The organism is Alistipes sp. An116, from assembly GCF_002161005.1.
In the GTDB taxonomy this organism is placed as follows: domain Bacteria; phylum Bacteroidota; class Bacteroidia; order Bacteroidales; family Rikenellaceae; genus Alistipes; species Alistipes megaguti.
This window is the reverse complement of sequence record NZ_NFLR01000011.1, coordinates 67,067-83,526: the sequence shown is the minus strand read 5'-3', so window position 1 is coordinate 83,526 and position 16,460 is coordinate 67,067. Positions and strand designations below refer to the sequence as shown.

At 62.8% G+C, this 16,460-nt stretch carries 13 protein-coding genes; 9 read left to right on the top strand and 4 right to left on the bottom strand.

From position 1 onward, the window contains the following. The first annotated feature begins 58 nt into the window (after positions 1-58). Positions 59-2,092: a glycoside hydrolase family 2 protein gene (locus B5E60_RS08930; protein ID WP_087311179.1), complete on the top strand. Its 2,034-nt coding sequence runs from the start codon at positions 59-61 to the stop codon at positions 2,090-2,092. Here the strand turns inward: B5E60_RS08930 and B5E60_RS08925 are convergent. Together B5E60_RS08925 and ispG are read right to left on the bottom strand one after the other, a co-directional pair. Next, a complete protein-coding gene (locus tag B5E60_RS08925; RefSeq protein WP_087311153.1) occupies positions 2,010-2,615 on the bottom strand; it encodes a WbqC family protein in 606 nt (201 codons plus the stop codon). The genes B5E60_RS08930 and B5E60_RS08925 overlap by 83 nt on opposite strands. Positions 2,616-2,768: 153 nt before the next feature. Beyond that, complete coding sequence (ispG, locus tag B5E60_RS08920) at positions 2,769-4,286, bottom strand: (E)-4-hydroxy-3-methylbut-2-enyl-diphosphate synthase (protein ID WP_087311152.1); 1,518 nt, start codon at positions 4,284-4,286, stop codon at positions 2,769-2,771. A 51-nt stretch (positions 4,287-4,337) separates the two neighbouring features. On the opposite strand from ispG, the gene recG reads away from it, so the two are divergent. The 4 genes from recG (at position 4,338) to B5E60_RS14355 (ending at position 8,748) form a co-directional block, all read left to right on the top strand. After that, entirely contained in the window at positions 4,338-6,449 is a 2,112-nt protein-coding gene (gene recG / locus B5E60_RS08915; RefSeq protein ID WP_087311151.1) for an ATP-dependent DNA helicase RecG, read from the top strand. 49 nt (positions 6,450-6,498) lie between these two features. Next, positions 6,499-7,296, top strand: a complete 798-nt coding sequence (locus B5E60_RS08910; RefSeq protein WP_087311150.1) for a DUF3108 domain-containing protein — start codon at positions 6,499-6,501, stop codon at positions 7,294-7,296. Positions 7,297-7,667: 371 nt separating this feature from the next. After that, a complete protein-coding gene (locus B5E60_RS08905; RefSeq protein WP_087311149.1) occupies positions 7,668-8,603 on the top strand; it encodes a hypothetical protein in 936 nt (311 codons plus the stop codon). Positions 8,604-8,616: 13 nt separating this feature from the next. Continuing rightward, positions 8,617-8,748: a hypothetical protein gene (locus tag B5E60_RS14355; protein WP_262481285.1), complete on the top strand. Its 132-nt coding sequence runs from the start codon at positions 8,617-8,619 to the stop codon at positions 8,746-8,748. A gap of 97 nt (positions 8,749-8,845) precedes the next feature. Here the strand turns inward: B5E60_RS14355 and B5E60_RS08900 are convergent, their stop codons facing one another. Together B5E60_RS08900 and B5E60_RS08895 are read right to left on the bottom strand one after the other, a co-directional pair. After that, positions 8,846-9,919: an SGNH/GDSL hydrolase family protein gene (locus B5E60_RS08900; protein WP_087311148.1), complete on the bottom strand. Its 1,074-nt coding sequence runs from the start codon at positions 9,917-9,919 to the stop codon at positions 8,846-8,848. 106 nt (positions 9,920-10,025) lie between these two features. After that, on the bottom strand, positions 10,026-11,036 hold the full coding sequence (locus tag B5E60_RS08895; protein ID WP_087311147.1) for an ROK family protein: 1,011 nt from the start codon (positions 11,034-11,036) through the stop codon (positions 10,026-10,028). A gap of 118 nt (positions 11,037-11,154) precedes the next feature. Here B5E60_RS08895 and B5E60_RS08890 point away from each other — a divergent pair, with 118 nt between their 5' ends. The 4 genes from B5E60_RS08890 (at position 11,155) to B5E60_RS14255 (ending at position 16,381) form a co-directional block, all read left to right on the top strand. Continuing rightward, a complete protein-coding gene (locus B5E60_RS08890) occupies positions 11,155-12,126 on the top strand; it encodes a polyprenyl synthetase family protein (protein WP_087311178.1) in 972 nt (323 codons plus the stop codon). 7 nt (positions 12,127-12,133) lie between these two features. Continuing rightward, the gene (locus B5E60_RS08885; RefSeq protein ID WP_087311146.1) at positions 12,134-13,378 is read left to right on the top strand and encodes a peptidase U32 family protein; all 1,245 of its coding nucleotides are present in this window, start codon (positions 12,134-12,136) and stop codon (positions 13,376-13,378) included. Between the two features lie 460 nt (positions 13,379-13,838). Next, positions 13,839-15,209: an MFS transporter gene (locus B5E60_RS08880; RefSeq protein WP_087311145.1), complete on the top strand. Its 1,371-nt coding sequence runs from the start codon at positions 13,839-13,841 to the stop codon at positions 15,207-15,209. After that, positions 15,206-16,381, top strand: coding sequence for a S66 peptidase family protein (locus tag B5E60_RS14255; RefSeq protein WP_087311144.1), 1,176 nt, complete (start codon positions 15,206-15,208; stop codon positions 16,379-16,381). Before B5E60_RS08880 ends, B5E60_RS14255 begins: the two co-directional genes overlap by 4 nt. The last annotated feature ends 79 nt before the right edge of the window (positions 16,382-16,460 follow it).

Here is a 16,460-nt window from a genome sequence, read left to right as displayed (position 1 = left end):
CGGCCGCATCCGGCATACAGAGCCCCGGCCCGCCGATCGGAGCCTTAAACGTCCTGCCATGAAACGATTCATAACTCTTGTGCTGCTGATGCTCGGAATCGCACTCTCGGCCCGCGCCCGGGAGGTATTCCCTATCAACGAAGGCTGGCGCTTCTACTTCAAGTCCGAGCGTACGTCCGACAATGCCCGCCATGTCACCCTTCCCCACAGCTGGAACACCGACCCCCTGGCTCAGGGTTACTGGCTCGAAACAACGGGCAACTACATGAACGGCATGTACATCCCCAAAGAGTGGGCTTCGAAACGCCTCTTCGTGAAGTTCTACGGCGTACAGAGCGTCGCCGACGTCTTCGTCAACGGAAGCCACGTCGGCACCCACCGCGGCGGCGGTACGGCCTTCGTCTTCGAGATCACCGACAAGGTCCGCTTCGGAACGGACAACGCCCTGCTCGTGATGGTCAGCAACAGCTGGCGCGACGACGTGCTGCCCACCTCCACGGACATGAACTCCTACGGCGGCATCTACCGCGAGGCCGAACTCATCGTCACCGAATCCACCGCCGTCTCCCCGCTCTACTACGGCTCGGACGGAGTGCTCATCCATCCGCAGAGCGTCTCGGCAGAACGCGCCGAAGGCGAAATCGAGGTGCACCTCACCTCGCGCAGCGAAAACACCTGCATGCTCAACCTTGAAATCTCGGCTCCCGACGGCAGAACCCTCTTCACGAAACGCCAGAAGGCCAAAATCGAGGACAAACCCGTACTGATTCCCTTCCAGGTCGAGAACCCCGAACTCTGGAGCCCCGACCATCCGGCCCTCTACACCGTGACGGCTGCCATCGGCGAAGACAGCATCACCGACCGCGTAGTCGTCCGGACCGGATTCCGCTCGCTCAACGTCACCCCGGCCGACGGTTTCCTGATCAACGGCGTGCGGACTCCGCTGCACGGCGTGGTGCTGCACCACGACAACGCCCTCTCGGGCGGAACCCTCGTCGCCCAGGATTACGATGCCGATCTGCAGGTCGTCCGCCGCATCGGCGCCAATGCCATCCGCTCGGCCGTCATGCCCCATGCGCAGTACCTCTACGACCGCTGCGACGAAACCGGCCTGATGGTCTGGATCGACGCCCCGCTGCAGCGATCCCCCTTCCTGAGCGACATGGCCTACTTCGCAACCCCGGCCTTCGAGGAGAACGGACTGCAGCAGCTGCGCGAAATCATCGCCCAGCACATCAACCATCCTTCGGTGGTCATGTGGGGCATCTTCTCCCAACTCTGGATGCGCGGCGACGACGTAACCCCCTATCTGCGCCGGCTGAACGAGACGGCTCACACGATGGATGCCTCGCGCCCGACGGTCGCCTGCAGCGATCAGGACGGAACCGTCAACTTCATCACCGATCTGATCGTCTGGAAACAGGATGTCGGCTGGCAGCGCGGATCGACCGACGACGTGGCCGTATGGCGCGACCTGCTGCAGAAGAACTGGTCCCATCTGCGCTCGGGCGTGCAGTACGGCGAACCGGGATTCCTCGGGCACAAGAGCTACACTTCGCAGGCACTCCCCCGCTCGAACTGGCTGCCCGAAGAGCGGCAGACCCGTTTCCACGAGGAGTATGCCCGCAACCTGCAGAACGATTCGCTCTTCTGGGGGGTATGGATCGAGAGTCTGTTCGATTACGGATCTTCGCGTCGCCCCTACGGCGTGAACGGCACGGGACTGCTGACCCTCAACCGCCGCGAAGCCAAGGATGCCTTCTATCTCTACAAGGCCCTGTGGAACACCGCGGAACCCACGCTGCACATCGTCAACAAGCGGCTGCGGATGCGCGACGGCAACATGCAGCTCTTCCGCGTCTATTCGTCGGCCGGAACCCCACTGATCATGGCAGGTGCCGACACGCTGGCCGTGACGGAGTATGCCCCATGTCAGTACCGCACGGATTCGGTATCGCTGCAGGGCGTGGTCGAGATCAAGGCGATGGCCGGAGCGCTGCGTGACAGCGTCACGATCCGAATCGGCAACGTTCTAAAACCGAAACGGACGCCGGGCCTTCGGCGAACAGCAGGTCCGCAAACGACAAATTAGCCGCAAAGGGCATCCGGTCGGAAAAGACCTGGAAATAGGGCTCGGCCTCGAAGGCCGGGCCCTCGCTGTTTCGGCTGCGCAGATCGAGATCGCCCGGACGGGCCTCGACATAGCGCTCGCAGAGGGTCGGCATCGGGATCCTGGCCAGCGAGCACAGCACCTCGAGCAATCCAAGGTTGTACTCCACCAGAAAGTCGTACGGCCGCGTGTAGAAGGGTTCGAAGCGTCCGGCGTAGTGGTCGAAATAGGGCGACGAGCGGTAGGAGGAGACCAGCGCCCCCCAATGCTGGTGCTGCCAGCGCTTCGAGTAGTCGAGGCGCACGTCGCGCATCGGCTGCCGAGGGCGGTTGGCGTGGCAGACGTGGGCCGTGAGCTCCATCACGCCGTCGGTGGCCAGAATCCGGGTCCGGTTGCGCTCGGAGCGTTTCACGAAGTGTTCGCCGAGGTCCACGACGCAGTCGCCGCGGAGCAGGCGGGCAAAATAGGAGACCGAGGGCAGGTAGGCAAGGGGAAGTATGGTCATCGTCAGAGCGGGTGATAAAGGTCAATGGGTGTATCCGGAGGCGTCGTTTCGGGCCCCGGGGAGTCAGTTTCAAGTCCGGGACGGGGTCCGGGAGCGTCAGTTTCGAGAATCCGGATCGATCAGAGTATCGGAGACATCGGAGGGTTCGGGGCGTCAGTTGCAGGGCTCGGGTGCTGCCGGAGCGTCGGGAGCGTCGACCCAGTCGCCGTTCTGGCGGATCAGCTCGATCAGGCGGTCGAGAGCCTCCTCCTGCGGGATGTTGCGCACGATCACCTCACGCCCCTTGTAGAGCGTAATGCGGCCCGGACCGGCCCCCACATAACCGTAATCGGCATCGGCCATCTCGCCCGGACCGTTGACGATGCAGCCCATGACGCCGATGCGCAGGTTTTTCAGGTGCGACGTACGGGCCTTGATCTCCGCAAGGGTCCGCTCGATATCGTAGAGCGTCCGTCCGCACGACGGGCAGGCGATATACTCCGTATGGGAGAAGCGCACGCGCGCCGCCTGCAGGATCATCAGCTCCAGATCGCGGATCTGCGCCGCGGTAAGGGCCGGGGCATCGATCCAGATGCCGTCGGCCAGTCCGTCGAGCAGCAGCGGCCCCAGGTCGGCCGCCGCCTTCACGGCCACCGCCCCGAGCGTAGGATCGTCATAGCGGCGCCGCACGACAACCGGTTCGTCGGGAGTCTCCAGATTCAGAATCGCCGCGCGCAGTTCGGCCGTCGGATTCCCCGACGTGGCCTCCAGGATACGGAAGCCGTCGAGCGGTTCGCTGTGGATTACGGGTACAGTGACGTGCGAACGGCGGCGGTAGGCCGTCGGCGAATAGCGTTCGGGGTGGCGGACCTCGAACACGCCAGGACGCGAAGCGAAGTGTCGGACAAGCATCTCAGCCACGGGAATCTCGTTCTCGGGCGCTTCGGTCAGCGAGACGCGGATCGTGTCGCCGATGCCGTCGGCCAGCAGCGCCCCGATCCCCACGGCGCTCTTCACGCGCCCTTCGAGGCCGTTGCCCGCCTCGGTGACCCCGAGGTGGATCGGGTAGTGCATCCCCTCGGCATCCATCGCCTCGACCAGCAGCCGGTAGGCTGCCACCATCACCCGCGTGTTGCTCGACTTCATCGAGACGACCACCTGGTCGAAGTCGCGCTCGCGGCAGATCCGCAGGAACTCCATGGCCGAGACGACCATCCCCTCGGGCGTATCACCCCAGCGGTCGAAGACCCGCCGCGCAAGCGACCCGTGGTTGACGCCGATGCGCAGCGCCACGCCCCGCCGGCGGCACTGTTCGATCAGCGCCTCGAATTCGCCGTGTTCGTTGCGGTAGTTGCCCGGATTGATGCGCACCTTGTCGACGTACTGCGCCGCGATGGCGGCCACCTCCGGCACGAAGTGGATGTCGGCCACGATGGCCGTATCGAAGCCGTCGGCCCGCAACTGGCGGACGATGTTGGAGAGGTTCTCCCCCTCGCGCCGCCCCTGGGCCGTCAGGCGCACGATCCGACCCCCGGCCCGGTCGATACGCTCGATCTGAGCCACGCTCGCCGGCGTGTCGTTCGTATCCGTATTGGTCATCGACTGCACGGCCACCGGACGGTCACCGCCGATCGTCACCTGCCCGATCCGCACCTCGCACGTCGGGCGTCGTCTGAATGTCGTCAGATCCATTTCCTGAGAGTTTTCGACAAAGATAGTACAAATTTAACTATCTTTGTCTTCGTGGAGATACTCGACAACGACATAAAGTACGTCCCGGGAGTCGGCGAGGCCCGCGCCAAGCTCCTCGACCGGGAACTGGGAATCCGTACGGTGGGCGACCTGCTCTCGCACTATCCGTTCCGATACATCGACCGCACGCGCGTCTACCGCATTGCCGAGATCACCGACTCGGCCGGACTCTCCTACGTGCAGTTCCGCGCCCGCGTCATGGGGGTCGCCTACGCCGGGGCGGGGCGCAAACGCCGCTTCACGGTCCAGGTGCAGGACGACTCGGGACGCGCTGAACTGATCTGGTTCCAGGGCATCAAGTGGATCGAAAAAAGGATCGAGGTCGGCCGCGAGTATCTCGTCTTCGGACGCCCGAACTTCTTCCACGGCGAACTCTCGATCGCCCACCCCGAACTGGAGACCGTCGAGCAGGCCCTCTCGCGAAAGGTCGAGAGCGGCATGCAGGGCATCTACCCCTCGACCGAAAAACTCGGCAACGTCCTCGGCACGAAGGGCATGTACCAGATCGTCTGCAACGCCTGGACGCTCGTCCGCGACCGCATCACGGATCCGCTGCCCGAGGCGCTCCGGCAGCAATACGGTCTCATCCCGCTGCCCGAGGCGTTCTGCAACATCCACTTCCCGCAGTCGCAGGAGCTGCTCCGCCAGGCCCAGTACCGGCTGAAGTTCGACGAACTGCTCGGCGTACAGCTCAACATCCAGCAGCGCCGCACGGCCCGCCTCTCGAAGAGCGACGGATTCCTCTTTGCAAAGGTCGGCGGCATCTTCAACACCTTCTACAACGAGAAGCTCCCCTTCCCGCTCACCGGAGCCCAGAAGCGCGTCATCCGCGAAATACGCCGCGACACCGTCTCGGGATTCCAGATGAACCGCCTGCTGCAGGGCGACGTCGGCAGCGGAAAGACCCTCGTGGCACTGATGTCGATGCTGCTGGCCGTCGACAACGGATTCCAGGCCTGCATGATGGCCCCCACGGAGATCCTCGCCCGACAACATTTCGCCACCATCAGCAGGATGCTCGACGGACTGCCCGTGCGGGTGGCCATCCTCACCGGCGCCTCGAAGACCAGAGAGCGTCGCCAGGCCCTCGAAGGGATCGCCTCGGGGGAGGTCCAGATTCTGATCGGCACCCACGCCCTGATCGAGGACCGCGTGCAGTTCGCGAACCTCGGTTTCGTGGTCATCGACGAGCAGCACCGCTTCGGCGTCGAGCAGCGCGCCCGTCTCTGGACCAAAAACGCGCAGCCGCCCCACATCCTCGTGATGACCGCCACACCAATCCCCCGCACGCTGGCCATGACGCTCTACGGCGATCTCGACGTCTCGGTGATCGACGAACTGCCCCCCGGACGCCGCCCGATCAAGACCTATCACTATACGGATGCCGCCCGGCTGAAGCTCTTCGGATTCATGCGCCGGGAGATCGCCAAGGGCCGGCAGGTCTACGTCGTCTACCCGCTCATCAAGGAGTCCGAAGCGATGGACTACAAGGACCTGACGGACGGCTACGAGGCCATCTCGCGCGACTTTCCCCTGCCGCAGTACGTCACGGCCATCTGCCACGGCAAGATGAAGCCCGCCGACAAGGAGGAGTCGATGCGTCAGTTCAAGGAGGGCGAGGCACAGATTCTGGTCGCCACGTCGGTCATCGAGGTGGGGGTCGATGTCCCGAACGCCACGGTGATGGTCATCGAATCGGCCGAACGCTTCGGCCTCTCGCAGCTCCACCAGTTGCGCGGACGCGTCGGGCGCGGCGGCGAACAGTCCTACTGCATCCTCATGTCGGGCGAAAAGCTCTCGCGCGAGTCCCGCGCCCGGCTCGACGCCATGTGCGAGACGAACGACGGATTCCGCCTGGCGGAGCTCGACCTGAAGCTGCGCGGCGCCGGAGACATCAACGGCACGCTGCAGAGCGGCATGGCCTTCGATCTGAAGATCGCAAGCCCGACGGCCGACGTGCAGATCCTCACCCTTTCGCGCGAAGCCGCCGCCGCGGTGCTCGCCGCCGATCCGAAGCTCGCGCGGCCCGAAAACCGCGGCCTCGAAGCACTCCGCCGACGCTATTCCGGACGCGAAGAGTTCGATTTTTCCCGTATTTCGTAATATAATGCTCCAAAAACCCGTTTAATCCCCAAAAAAGAGACACCTTGCAATGAAACGATTTCTGTTCAGCATACTCCTCGCGGCAGCCGTCTCGCCCCTCTTCGCCCAGTTCTACCATCCGGGCGAAGAACTCTTCTACCGCGTGAGCTACAAGGCCAAGATGTTCCCCAATACCGAAGTCGGCGCCGTCGAGATCCGAACCTCCGAGGAGCGGAGCGACGGCCGCAACTTCTACAAGGTCGAAGGCATCGGCCGTACACTGCCCACCTACCGCTGGTTCTACAACCTCGAGGATATCTATACGGTCTGGATCGACAATCAAACGCTGCGTCCGATCCGCTTCGTGAGCGACCTGCGCGAGGGTGACTACACCTTCCAGAGTTACTACACCTACCTCTGGCCCGACTCCACGGTCCACACTCGCTGGAGAAGCCGGCAGCGCCCCTTCCAAGAAAAGAACATGGCGCTGACCAACGAGAGCATGGACGCCATCTCGCTCTTCTTCAACCTCCGTTCGGCCGAGGCCGAGGACTTCCGCGTCAACGAGGTCGGGACCCTGCAGATGATCCTGCAGGACACCATCAAGCACATCCACTACCGCTATCTGGGACGCGAAAACAAGAAGATCCGCAACATGGGCCGGTTCCGCACGCTGAAGTTCGAATGCCAGCTGGGAACCACCGAGGGATACTCGTTCACCGACGGCACAATCTTCACCATCTGGATCTCCGACGACCGGAACAAGATCCCGCTCTATATCGAGTCCCCGGTCAAGATCGGCAGCATTCAGGCCTACATCTCCGGGTTCAAGGGGCTCAAGTATCCCCTCGAAAGCCGGATCCGGTAAGCCCGGGAGGAAGCCAAAGGGCCGGGAAGCCAGGGGGGGGGCAGGAACCGGGGAGCCGGATGGCTGAGGAACCGGAGGACTGGGGAGTCGGAGGACTGGGGAGTCGGAGGACTGAGGAACCGGATGGCTGAGGAACCGGATAGCCGACGGGACGGAGCAAACCACTCCGGCACCACGAACGGCAGCCCCGACAACAAAAAGTGTTGCAAACTATCCTCCGACAACGGCTTTCAGATTCCGCTTTTTTTCATATCTTTGCCCGTAAGTATCGACAACACACCGGTCCGGTTGCCGAAACCGCCCGCAAACCCGATCCAATCCGGCAAAACGGAGCGAAACAGGCAGACTTCGAACCGCTAAAACCAACCTTTATGGAAAACAAACAGGGATACGATCCTTCGGATTTCGAAGACGACAACTTCTCGACACCGCAGCCCGATGCCGGAAAGTCCATCCGCGGCTATCGCATCGTCATTATCATCCTTTCGGTTATTCTGGTGGCCCTCTCGGCCCTCTACTTCGGCATCCACCGCCAGCAGATGATCGACAACGAACTGCTGCGCGCCGACCGCGACTCGATCCAGAGCGATCTGGGCCGGCTGATGACCGACTACGACAACCTCCAGATCTCCAACGACTCGATCTCCCGCGGCCTGGACATCGAACGCGAACGCGCCGATTCGCTCATGACCCGACTCAAAAAGGAGCGTTCGTGGAACCTCGCCAAGATCAAACAGTATGAAAAGGAGGTCGGTACGCTGCGTACGATCATGAAGGGATACGTCCGCCAGATCGACTCGCTCAATACGCTCAACAAACAGCTCATCAAGGAGAACGTCGGATACCGCAAGGAGATCTCCACGGCCCGCCTGCGCGCCGAAATGGCCGAGGAAAAGGCCGCAGAGCTCGACAACAAGGTCAAGGTCGGCGCCGTACTCCGCGCCCGCGACATCCGCCTCTCGGCCCTCAACAGCCGCAGCAACCCCGTTTCACGCATCAAGAACGCCTCGCGCCTGCGCGTCGACTTCGTCCTCTCGGCCAACGAACTCGCCACGCCCGGAAACAAGGCCATCTACGTGCGCATCACCTCCCCGGACGGCTATGTGCTGACCACCGAGCAGATGCCCACCTTCGAATTCGAGGGCGAACGACTCAGCTACTCGGCCATGCGTGAGGTCGACTACCAGAATCAGGACCTCGAGGTAGGCATCTACTTCAATTCGACGGGTTTCGCCGCCGGAACCTACTCCGTCGAGCTCTACTGCGAAGGCCGTCTGATCGGTCAGACGCAGGTCGTCATGAAATAACGGCCGCAACCTGGTGCTCCGGGAGACCAACCCACAGGAGAGCAGCGAATTCCTGAAGACCTACAGCTCCTCGACGAGCTGCATTCTGCTGACGCTCTTCTTCCTGCTGCTGGTGGCCGAACACGACACCCTGATCCGGGAATAGCCCTCCGACGGCACGCAACGGGGCCCGCTCCAGAACAGAAAAACCCTGCAACTTGACGTTGCAGGGTTTTTCCATACGAAAGGGCGCGGCTTCCGAATCAGCGGATGCCGCACTTGCGCAGCACCTTCAGCAGTTCGGGCTGCAGATTCTGCGCCCAGCGCCAGTAGCCCAGATCCGAAGGGTGGGTACCGTCGGCCGAGGTGACATGATCGGTGCCCGTCAGATCCCGGGCGTCGATGAAATAGACGTTGTCGAACTGCTCCATGGCCCGGGCCATCATCTCGCGGGCCGCCGCACGCTTGGCCTCCTCGCGGGCCCGGCTCCCGAGGTTGAAGTTGCCGCTCTCACGGTAGATCGTCTGCACGAAGATCAGCGGCGTCGCGGGCAGTTTCTCGCGGATACGGGCAATGAAGGGGATCAGCCGCTCGCGGATCATCTCCGCGCCCGGATTCGAGAAGCCGTCGAAGACCATCGCATCGGCATCCTTCACGTCGGCCAGGTAATCGGCAAAATAGGGCTGCAGCTTGCAGTTGCCGCTGCAGGCAATGCTGCAGAAATAGAGCCCCGTGTTGCGCTCGATCTGCATCGGGTAGCTCATTCCCGCGCGGCTCGTGCTCACGCCGTGCGTGAAGCTCGATCCGAAGATCACGATCTTGTGCCGGAAGGGGTTCTCCATCGGCGTGATCGTCGCCGCGGAGTCCACGCCGATCTGCAGCGACAACAGTTCGCTGTAGTTGGGCAGGTACAACAGGCACTCCTTCTGCGTGGTGTCCATCTCCTGGATGAGCGTGAATGTCCGACCGCGCCGGCCGGCCGCCTGCGACGCCGCATAGAGCCATTCGCCATCCTTGCGAATATAGAGGTCGAATCCCTCCGAGGCGACACGCGGCGTGCTCGTCCCGCCGTAAACGAACGACGAATAGACCGGGCGCATGTCGAGACGGCTGGAATTGGTCTTGAACACCAGCGCAAGACCCGCCGAACAGCGGACCTGCTGGTTCTCCGTGGGGGTGAAGCCCTTGTAAAGGGTCGTGTCGATCCGATGATAGGGGTGCGAAGTCGGCAGCGCCTTGCCGATCAGTGTCAGTTGCGTCGCATCAACGAAGCGCACCTGGGCTCCCGCGACGGCGGCCGTCAGCAGTACGGCGGCCAACAGAATCACTTTTTTCATGGTCTCTTTCAGTAGTTGTGGGTTGTTAGGGTCGATTCCCGAATTTTCAAATTCCAAAAAGGGCGGAGTCCGAAAACTCCGCCCGTCATTCCTTCCGATCGAAGGCTTACTGGATATGTCCCTGCTCCTGCCAGATCAGCGCCGAGGCGCCCAGAATGGCGGCATTCTTGCCCTGAATGCCGCTCGGCAGCAGCTTCACCTTGTTCTTGAAGACGAAGAGCATGTTCTCCTCCATGTACCACTGCGTGGGTTCGAAGAGCAGTTTGCCCGCCTTCGACAGGCCGCCGAAGAGGAAGATCGCCTCCGGCGAGGTGATCGTCACCACGTCGGCCAGCGCCCGGCCCAGCATCTCGCCCGTAAAGCGGAAGGCCTCCTTGGCGATGGGGTCCCCCTGCTCGGCGGCGGCCGAAATCATCGAGGCGTCGAAATCGTCGAAGGCAATGCTGCGCAGCTTGCTGGGAACATTCATCCGGGCCATCAGCTCGAAGGCCGTACGCTTGATGCCCGTCGCCGAAACGTAGGTCTCCAGGCAGCCCCGCCGTCCGCATCCGCACTCACGACCGTTGCGCTCGACTATGATGTGGCCGAATTCACCGGCAAAACCGTCGTGTCCGTAGATCATCTCGCCGTTGGAGACAAAACCCGAACCCAGGCCCGTACCGAGCGTAATCATCACGAAATCCTTCATCCCCTTGGCATTGCCGTAGATCATCTCACCGATGGTGGCGGCGTTGGCGTCGTTGGTCACGACGGTCTTCACGCCGTTGAAGCGGCGCGAAATGTCGTCGGCCAGCGGGAAGATCCGACGAGACTCGTCGGGATTGGAATCCCCCGCGCGAAATTTCCACAGGTTGGCCGGAGACTCGATCGTCCCCTTGTGGAAGTTGGCGTTGGGGGCGCCGATGCCGATACCCGCCAGTTCATACTCGAACGACAGACTCTGCGCCAGGGCCCGGAGCGAATCGCAAAGATCCTCGACATAGGCCGGATAATCATCCACACAGGGATATTTCTTGGTCGAGATGACCGATTCGGCATACAGATCGCCGTTCTCGTCCACCAGACCAAAGGCGGTGTTGATACCTCCGATATCCACACCGATAGCGAGTTTTTTCATGATTTTATCTTCAGTTAAAGTTCGATTCATCCTTTCAAAGTTAAAGGAAAATTCGGCCATTCCAAAGTTTTTTCCTATTTTTGGGTCAACTTTGATCCGAAAAAAACGTTCCGAAACCATGCTGAACAACGAGCAACTGCTCCAATCCATCGAAAATTATCTGGCTCAGACCGACTTCCCGGCCGAACCCGAACTCCTCTATGCACCGATCGGTTATTCGTTGGCCGGCGGAGGCAAACGGCTTCGTCCGATGCTTCTGGCCCTGGCCTGCGGCATCTTCTCGGACGACATCCAGCAGGCTCTCCCGGCGGCCGCGGCCGTCGAGGTTTTCCACAACTTCACGCTCCTGCACGACGACATCATGGACAACGCCGCCATGCGCCGCGGAAAACCTTCGGTCTACGCCAAATGGGGACAGAATGTCGCCATCCTCTCGGGTGACGCCATGCTCATCTGCGCATACCGCCTGCTGGGCGCCATTCAGCCCCGCTTCCTGCCGCAGGTCCTCGCCGTGTTCAACACCATGGCCCTCGAGGTCTGCGAAGGTCAGCAGTACGACATGGATTTCGAAACCAAGTCCAAGGTCTCCGTGGTCGAGTACATGCACATGATCGAACTGAAAACCTCGGTACTGCTCGCCGGGGCGGTCGTCATCGGAGCCACCCTCGGCGGCGCCTCCGAAGAGGAGTGCCGAAAACTCCGCCGATTCGCCATCGAACTCGGACTGGCCTTCCAGCTGCAGGACGATCTGCTGGACAGCTACGGCGACGAACGCCTCGGAAAGGCTATCGGCGGCGATATCCTCGAAGGCAAGAAGACCTATCTGATGATCACGGCCATGAGCCACGCCGACGAGCCCACGCGCGAGGTGCTCCGCTCGACCTACCGCAACGCCAGCCTCTCCGACCGCGAGAAGATCGACACCGTAAAGGCCATCTACGACCGGCTCGACATCCCACGCCTCACGGAGCAGCAGATCTCCGTGCGTTTCGAACGCGCCCTGTCGATCCTCGACACCCTGTCGGTCGGGGCGGAACGCACCCGCCAGATGCGCGAATTCGCCGCCGGACTGATGGGTCGCAAACATTGAGCCAAGCATGAAACGTTCGGATATCGAAATCATGGCCCCCGTGGGCTCCTGCGAGTCGCTGGCCGCAGCCATTCAGGCCGGTGCCGACGCCGTCTACTTCGGGGTCGGAAAGCTCAACATGCGCTCGGCGTCGGCCGCCAACTTCACGCTCGACGACCTGGAGCAGATCGCCTGCACGGCCCGGCAGGCCGGCGTCAAAAGCTATCTGACCGTCAATACGGTGGTCTACGAGGATGAGATCGCCGACCTGCACGCCGTCATCGACCGCGCCCGCCGGGCCGGCGTCGACGCCATCATCGCCTCCGACATGGCCGCCATCCTCTATGCGCGGCAGATCGGGCAGGAGGTCCATATCTCCACACAGTGCAACATCTCGAACTCCGAAGCCGTACGCTTCTACGCCCAGTGGGCCGACACGGTGGTGCTGGCCCGCGAACTGACTCTCGAACAGGTGGCCGAAATCCACCGCCGCATCGAGGCGGAGCAGATCCGCGGTCCGCGCGGCGAACTGGTTCAGATCGAGATGTTCGCCCACGGAGCCCTCTGCATGTCGGTCTCGGGCCGCTGCTACCTCTCGCTCTACGAAACCGGATGCTCGGCCAACCGCGGCGCCTGCCGCCAGTTGTGCCGCCGAAAATACACCGTCACCGACAAGGAGACCGGCGCCCAGCTGGACATCGACGGCCGCTACGTCCTCTCGCCGAAGGATCTCTGCACGATCGACTTCCTGGACAGGATGATCGGCGCCGGAGTCCGCGTGCTGAAGATCGAGGGGCGCGCCCGCGGCGCGGAGTATGTCAAGCGCGTTGTCTCGTGCTACGACGAGGCGCTCCGCGCCCTCGAGGCCGGATGCTACACCCCGGAACTGGCCGCCGGACTCAAGGAGCGGCTTCGCGAGGTCTTCAACCGCGGATTCTGGGAGGGATACTACGCCGGACGCCCCGTCGCCGAACACAGCACCGCCTACGGTTCGTCGGCCACCAAGCGCAAGGTCTATGTCGGCAAGGTGGTCAACTTCTACAAAAAACTCTCCGTCGCCGAGGTGGCCGTCGAGGCCTCGACCCTGACGGTCGGCGAGCAGATCTTCTTCCTCGGAGCCACGACCGGTGTGGCCGAACAGACGCTCACCGAACTCCACGGGCCCGACGGAAAGCCCTGTCAGCAGGTCTCGCAGGGCGAACTCTGTGCCATTCACACCCCGGGAGTGATTCGGCGCGGCGACCAGCTCTACAAGTTCGTCGACGCCCAATAACCCAGGGGCCCGAGAAGGGGAGGGGTGAGCTGGTGGCAGATCAGAAGCAGGCGAGAAGCGAACCGGGAGCAGGACAGAGGTGGACCGGAAGCAGGATAAAGGCGGGCCGGGAGCAGGAGAGGCAAACCGAAGACAGGATAGGAAAGGCCGGAGGCACACAGGAACAGACCGGGCGGATCGGGGACAGACCGGGCGGACAAGCAGCAGGCCGGAAAACGCCGAAAGCTGATCGGAGAGTGCCAAGAGCAAATCGGAGAGTGCCAGAAGCTGATCGGGGAATGCCGGAAGCTGATCGGCCGGTGAAGGCAAAAAGCCGGAAAGCCCCGGCCACAAGAAGGCTCTCCCGGCAGTCAGGACCCGGCAAGCGATATCGGAGACGGTTCAGCGTCTCCGTTTTTTTCATACCTTTGCGGCGATGTTTACCTCCCCGCACATATCCACACCGGCCGACGGACTACCGATGCCCCGCAGGCTGGGCGCCATTCTCGCCGTCTCGTTCGGAGTCTCTCTCTCGGTCATCGACGGCTCGATCGCAAACGTCGCCCTGCCCACCATCAGCTCCCAGCTCGGCGTCTCGGCCGCCGACTCCATCTGGATCGTCAACGCCTATCAGTTGGCCATCATGGTCTCGCTGCTCTCCTTCTCGGCGCTGGGCGACGTGATCGGTTACCGCAAAATATACATCGCCGGTCTGGCCCTCTTTACGGTGGCATCGGTCGGTTGCGCCCTGGCCGGATCGTTCCAGGCTCTGGTGCTGGCCCGCGTCATGCAGGGTTTCGGAGCCTCGGCCGTCACCTCGGTCAACACCACGCTCGTCCGGTTCATCTATCCCAGAAACCAACTCGGACGAGGGCTGGGTATCAATGCCACGGTGGTCGCCGTCTCGTCGGTCGCCGGACCTACGATCGCCGCCGGAATCCTCTCCGTGGCCCATTGGCCCTGGCTCTTCGCCGTCAACATCCCCGTCGGACTGGCGGCCCTGATCCTCAGCCACCGATTCCTCCCCTCGAACCCCGTCAAGGATGCCGCCCACCACTTCAGCTGGCGCGACGCCCTGATGAACGCCCTCACCTTCGGTCTGATGATGGCCTCCATCGAAGGCTACTCCCACGGCCTCGACCCGCGGCTCCTCTCGGTCGGAATCGGTGCGCTGCTCATCATCGGATTCTTCTTCATCCGCTCGCAGCTGCGCGAAACCTATCCGATTCTGCCCTTCGACCTGCTGCGCATCCCGATCTTCTCGGTCTCGGTGCTCACCTCGATCTGCTCGTTCCTGGGGCAGATGCTTGCCATGGTGGCCCTTCCGTTCTACCTGCAGCACTCCTGCGGCTACAACGACGTCCAGACCGGCCTGTTGCTCACGGCCTGGCCCGCCATCATCATGATCGTGGCTCCGGTGGCCGGCATGCTCGTCGAGCGCATCCACGCCGGACTGCTCGGAGGCCTCGGACTCACGGCCATGGCCGCCGGACTCTTCCTGCTGGCCTGGCTGCCCGAAAACCCCTCGCAGGGCGACATCGTCTGGCGGCTGATGCTCTGCGGTGCCGGTTTCGGATTCTTCCAGTCGCCCAACAACAGCATCCTGATCGCCTCGGCACCCCCGTCGCGCAGCGGTTCGGCCAGCGGCATGCTCGCTACGGCCCGGCTGGTCGGCCAGACGACCGGCGCAGCCCTGATGGCCCTGCTCTTCCATCTCGTCCCGACGAACAGCACCCACGCCGCCCTGATGCTCGCCGGCGCATTCGCCATCGCCGCTGCGCTGATCAGCTTCTCGCGCCTCTCGCTGCCGCTGCCCGAGGGATTGACCCGCAAACGCAAACAAAAGGTATGAGACTGCACCCGATACGGCTTCGGCTCTCCCTGCTGTCGGCGCTGCTCTCCGTCCTGCTCCCGGCGGCAGCCCAACCGACCGATTCGACGGACTTCATCCGCCCGCCCTGGCTCCGCGAGGGCGATACCGTCGCGATCGTCGCGCCGGCCGGCAAACTCTCCGAACGGGTCGACACGGCCCGCATCCGCCAAAAATTCGGAGAGTGGGGGTTGCAGGTCCGTTTCGGCACCTGTCAGAATCCCGACAAAAAAGCCTACTTCGCCGCACCGGACAGCGTGCGCGCCGAGGAGCTGCAACGGGCAATCGACGATCCGTCGGTAAAAGCCGTCATCGCCTGCCGCGGCGGATACGGTTCGGTACGACTGCTGCCCCGGCTGCGGCTCGACGCGCTGCGCCGGCATCCGAAATGGATCGTCGGATTCAGCGACATCACCACACTGCATCTGGCCTTGCGCCGGCTCGGAATCGAGAGTATTCACGGCCCGATGCCCGGCGGTTTCCGCTTTGAGGAGGAGAAAACGGGCGCTTCCCGGAAGACGGGATCCGCAAGAACGACTCCCTCCGACCGGAGTCGGGCAACCGCGGAGCCAAAAGAGAGACGGTCGGAATCCTGCAAGACAACAGGACTGACGGCAAGGGGTCAAGGCGTCGGAAGACCGCATGCGGCGGAGCCGGAAGACGACTCGTCGGAATCGCTGCGCGAAGCCCTCTTCGGAGAGGTGCATTCGATCGCGGCGGAGCCCCATCCGCTCAATTCGCCCGGCGAGGCGCGCGGACGTCTGGCCGGCGGAAACCTCACGGTGATCTGTGCCGCTAACGGAACCCCCGAAGCACTGCAGGCCGACACGCCGACGATTCTCCTGATCGAGGAGATCGGCGAATCGGCCTACCGCATCGACCGCATGATGCAGAGTCTCGCGCGCTGCGGCGTGCTCGAACGGCTGCGGGGCGTCGTCGTGGGACACTTCACCCGCACGGCCGGCTGCGAGCGATTCGGGGTCGAGGAGCCCGAGGCCCTGCTCGATGCCTATCTCCGGCCGCTGGGTATACCGGTCGCCTACGGATTCCCGGTCGGGCACGAGGAGCCCAATCAGGCCCTCTATCTGGGTCACGAGGTGCGGCTGGAGGTCGGAGCGGAGGGCGCCCGGCTCGATTTCGGAGATGACCGATAGCTCGGAGACGGAGGAGACGGCACCGTCCGGCAGACAAAAAAATCGCGCAAATTTGACTTTCTCGCCCGGCTTTTGTTAT

Excerpts from the sequence above, each read along its gene's own strand:
- B5E60_RS08910 (WP_087311150.1), top strand. The coding sequence starts at position 6,499 with ATGAAACGATTTCTGTTCAGCATACTCCTCGCGGCAGCCGTCTCGCCC.
- B5E60_RS08880 (WP_087311145.1), top strand. The coding sequence starts at position 13,839 with ATGCCCCGCAGGCTGGGCGCCATTCTCGCCGTCTCGTTCGGAGTCTCT.
- B5E60_RS08895 (WP_087311147.1), bottom strand. The coding sequence starts at position 11,036 with ATGAAAAAACTCGCTATCGGTGTGGATATCGGAGGTATCAACACCGCC.
- B5E60_RS14255 (WP_087311144.1), top strand. The coding sequence starts at position 15,206 with ATGAGACTGCACCCGATACGGCTTCGGCTCTCCCTGCTGTCGGCGCTG.
- B5E60_RS08890 (WP_087311178.1), top strand. The coding sequence starts at position 11,155 with ATGCTGAACAACGAGCAACTGCTCCAATCCATCGAAAATTATCTGGCT.
- B5E60_RS08925 (WP_087311153.1), bottom strand. The coding sequence starts at position 2,615 with ATGACCATACTTCCCCTTGCCTACCTGCCCTCGGTCTCCTATTTTGCC.
- B5E60_RS08905 (WP_087311149.1), top strand. The coding sequence starts at position 7,668 with ATGGAAAACAAACAGGGATACGATCCTTCGGATTTCGAAGACGACAAC.
- B5E60_RS08885 (WP_087311146.1), top strand. The coding sequence starts at position 12,134 with ATGAAACGTTCGGATATCGAAATCATGGCCCCCGTGGGCTCCTGCGAG.
- B5E60_RS08900 (WP_087311148.1), bottom strand. The coding sequence starts at position 9,919 with ATGAAAAAAGTGATTCTGTTGGCCGCCGTACTGCTGACGGCCGCCGTC.
- B5E60_RS08930 (WP_087311179.1), top strand. The coding sequence starts at position 59 with ATGAAACGATTCATAACTCTTGTGCTGCTGATGCTCGGAATCGCACTC.
- ispG (WP_087311152.1), bottom strand. The coding sequence starts at position 4,286 with ATGGATCTGACGACATTCAGACGACGCCCGACGTGCGAGGTGCGGATC.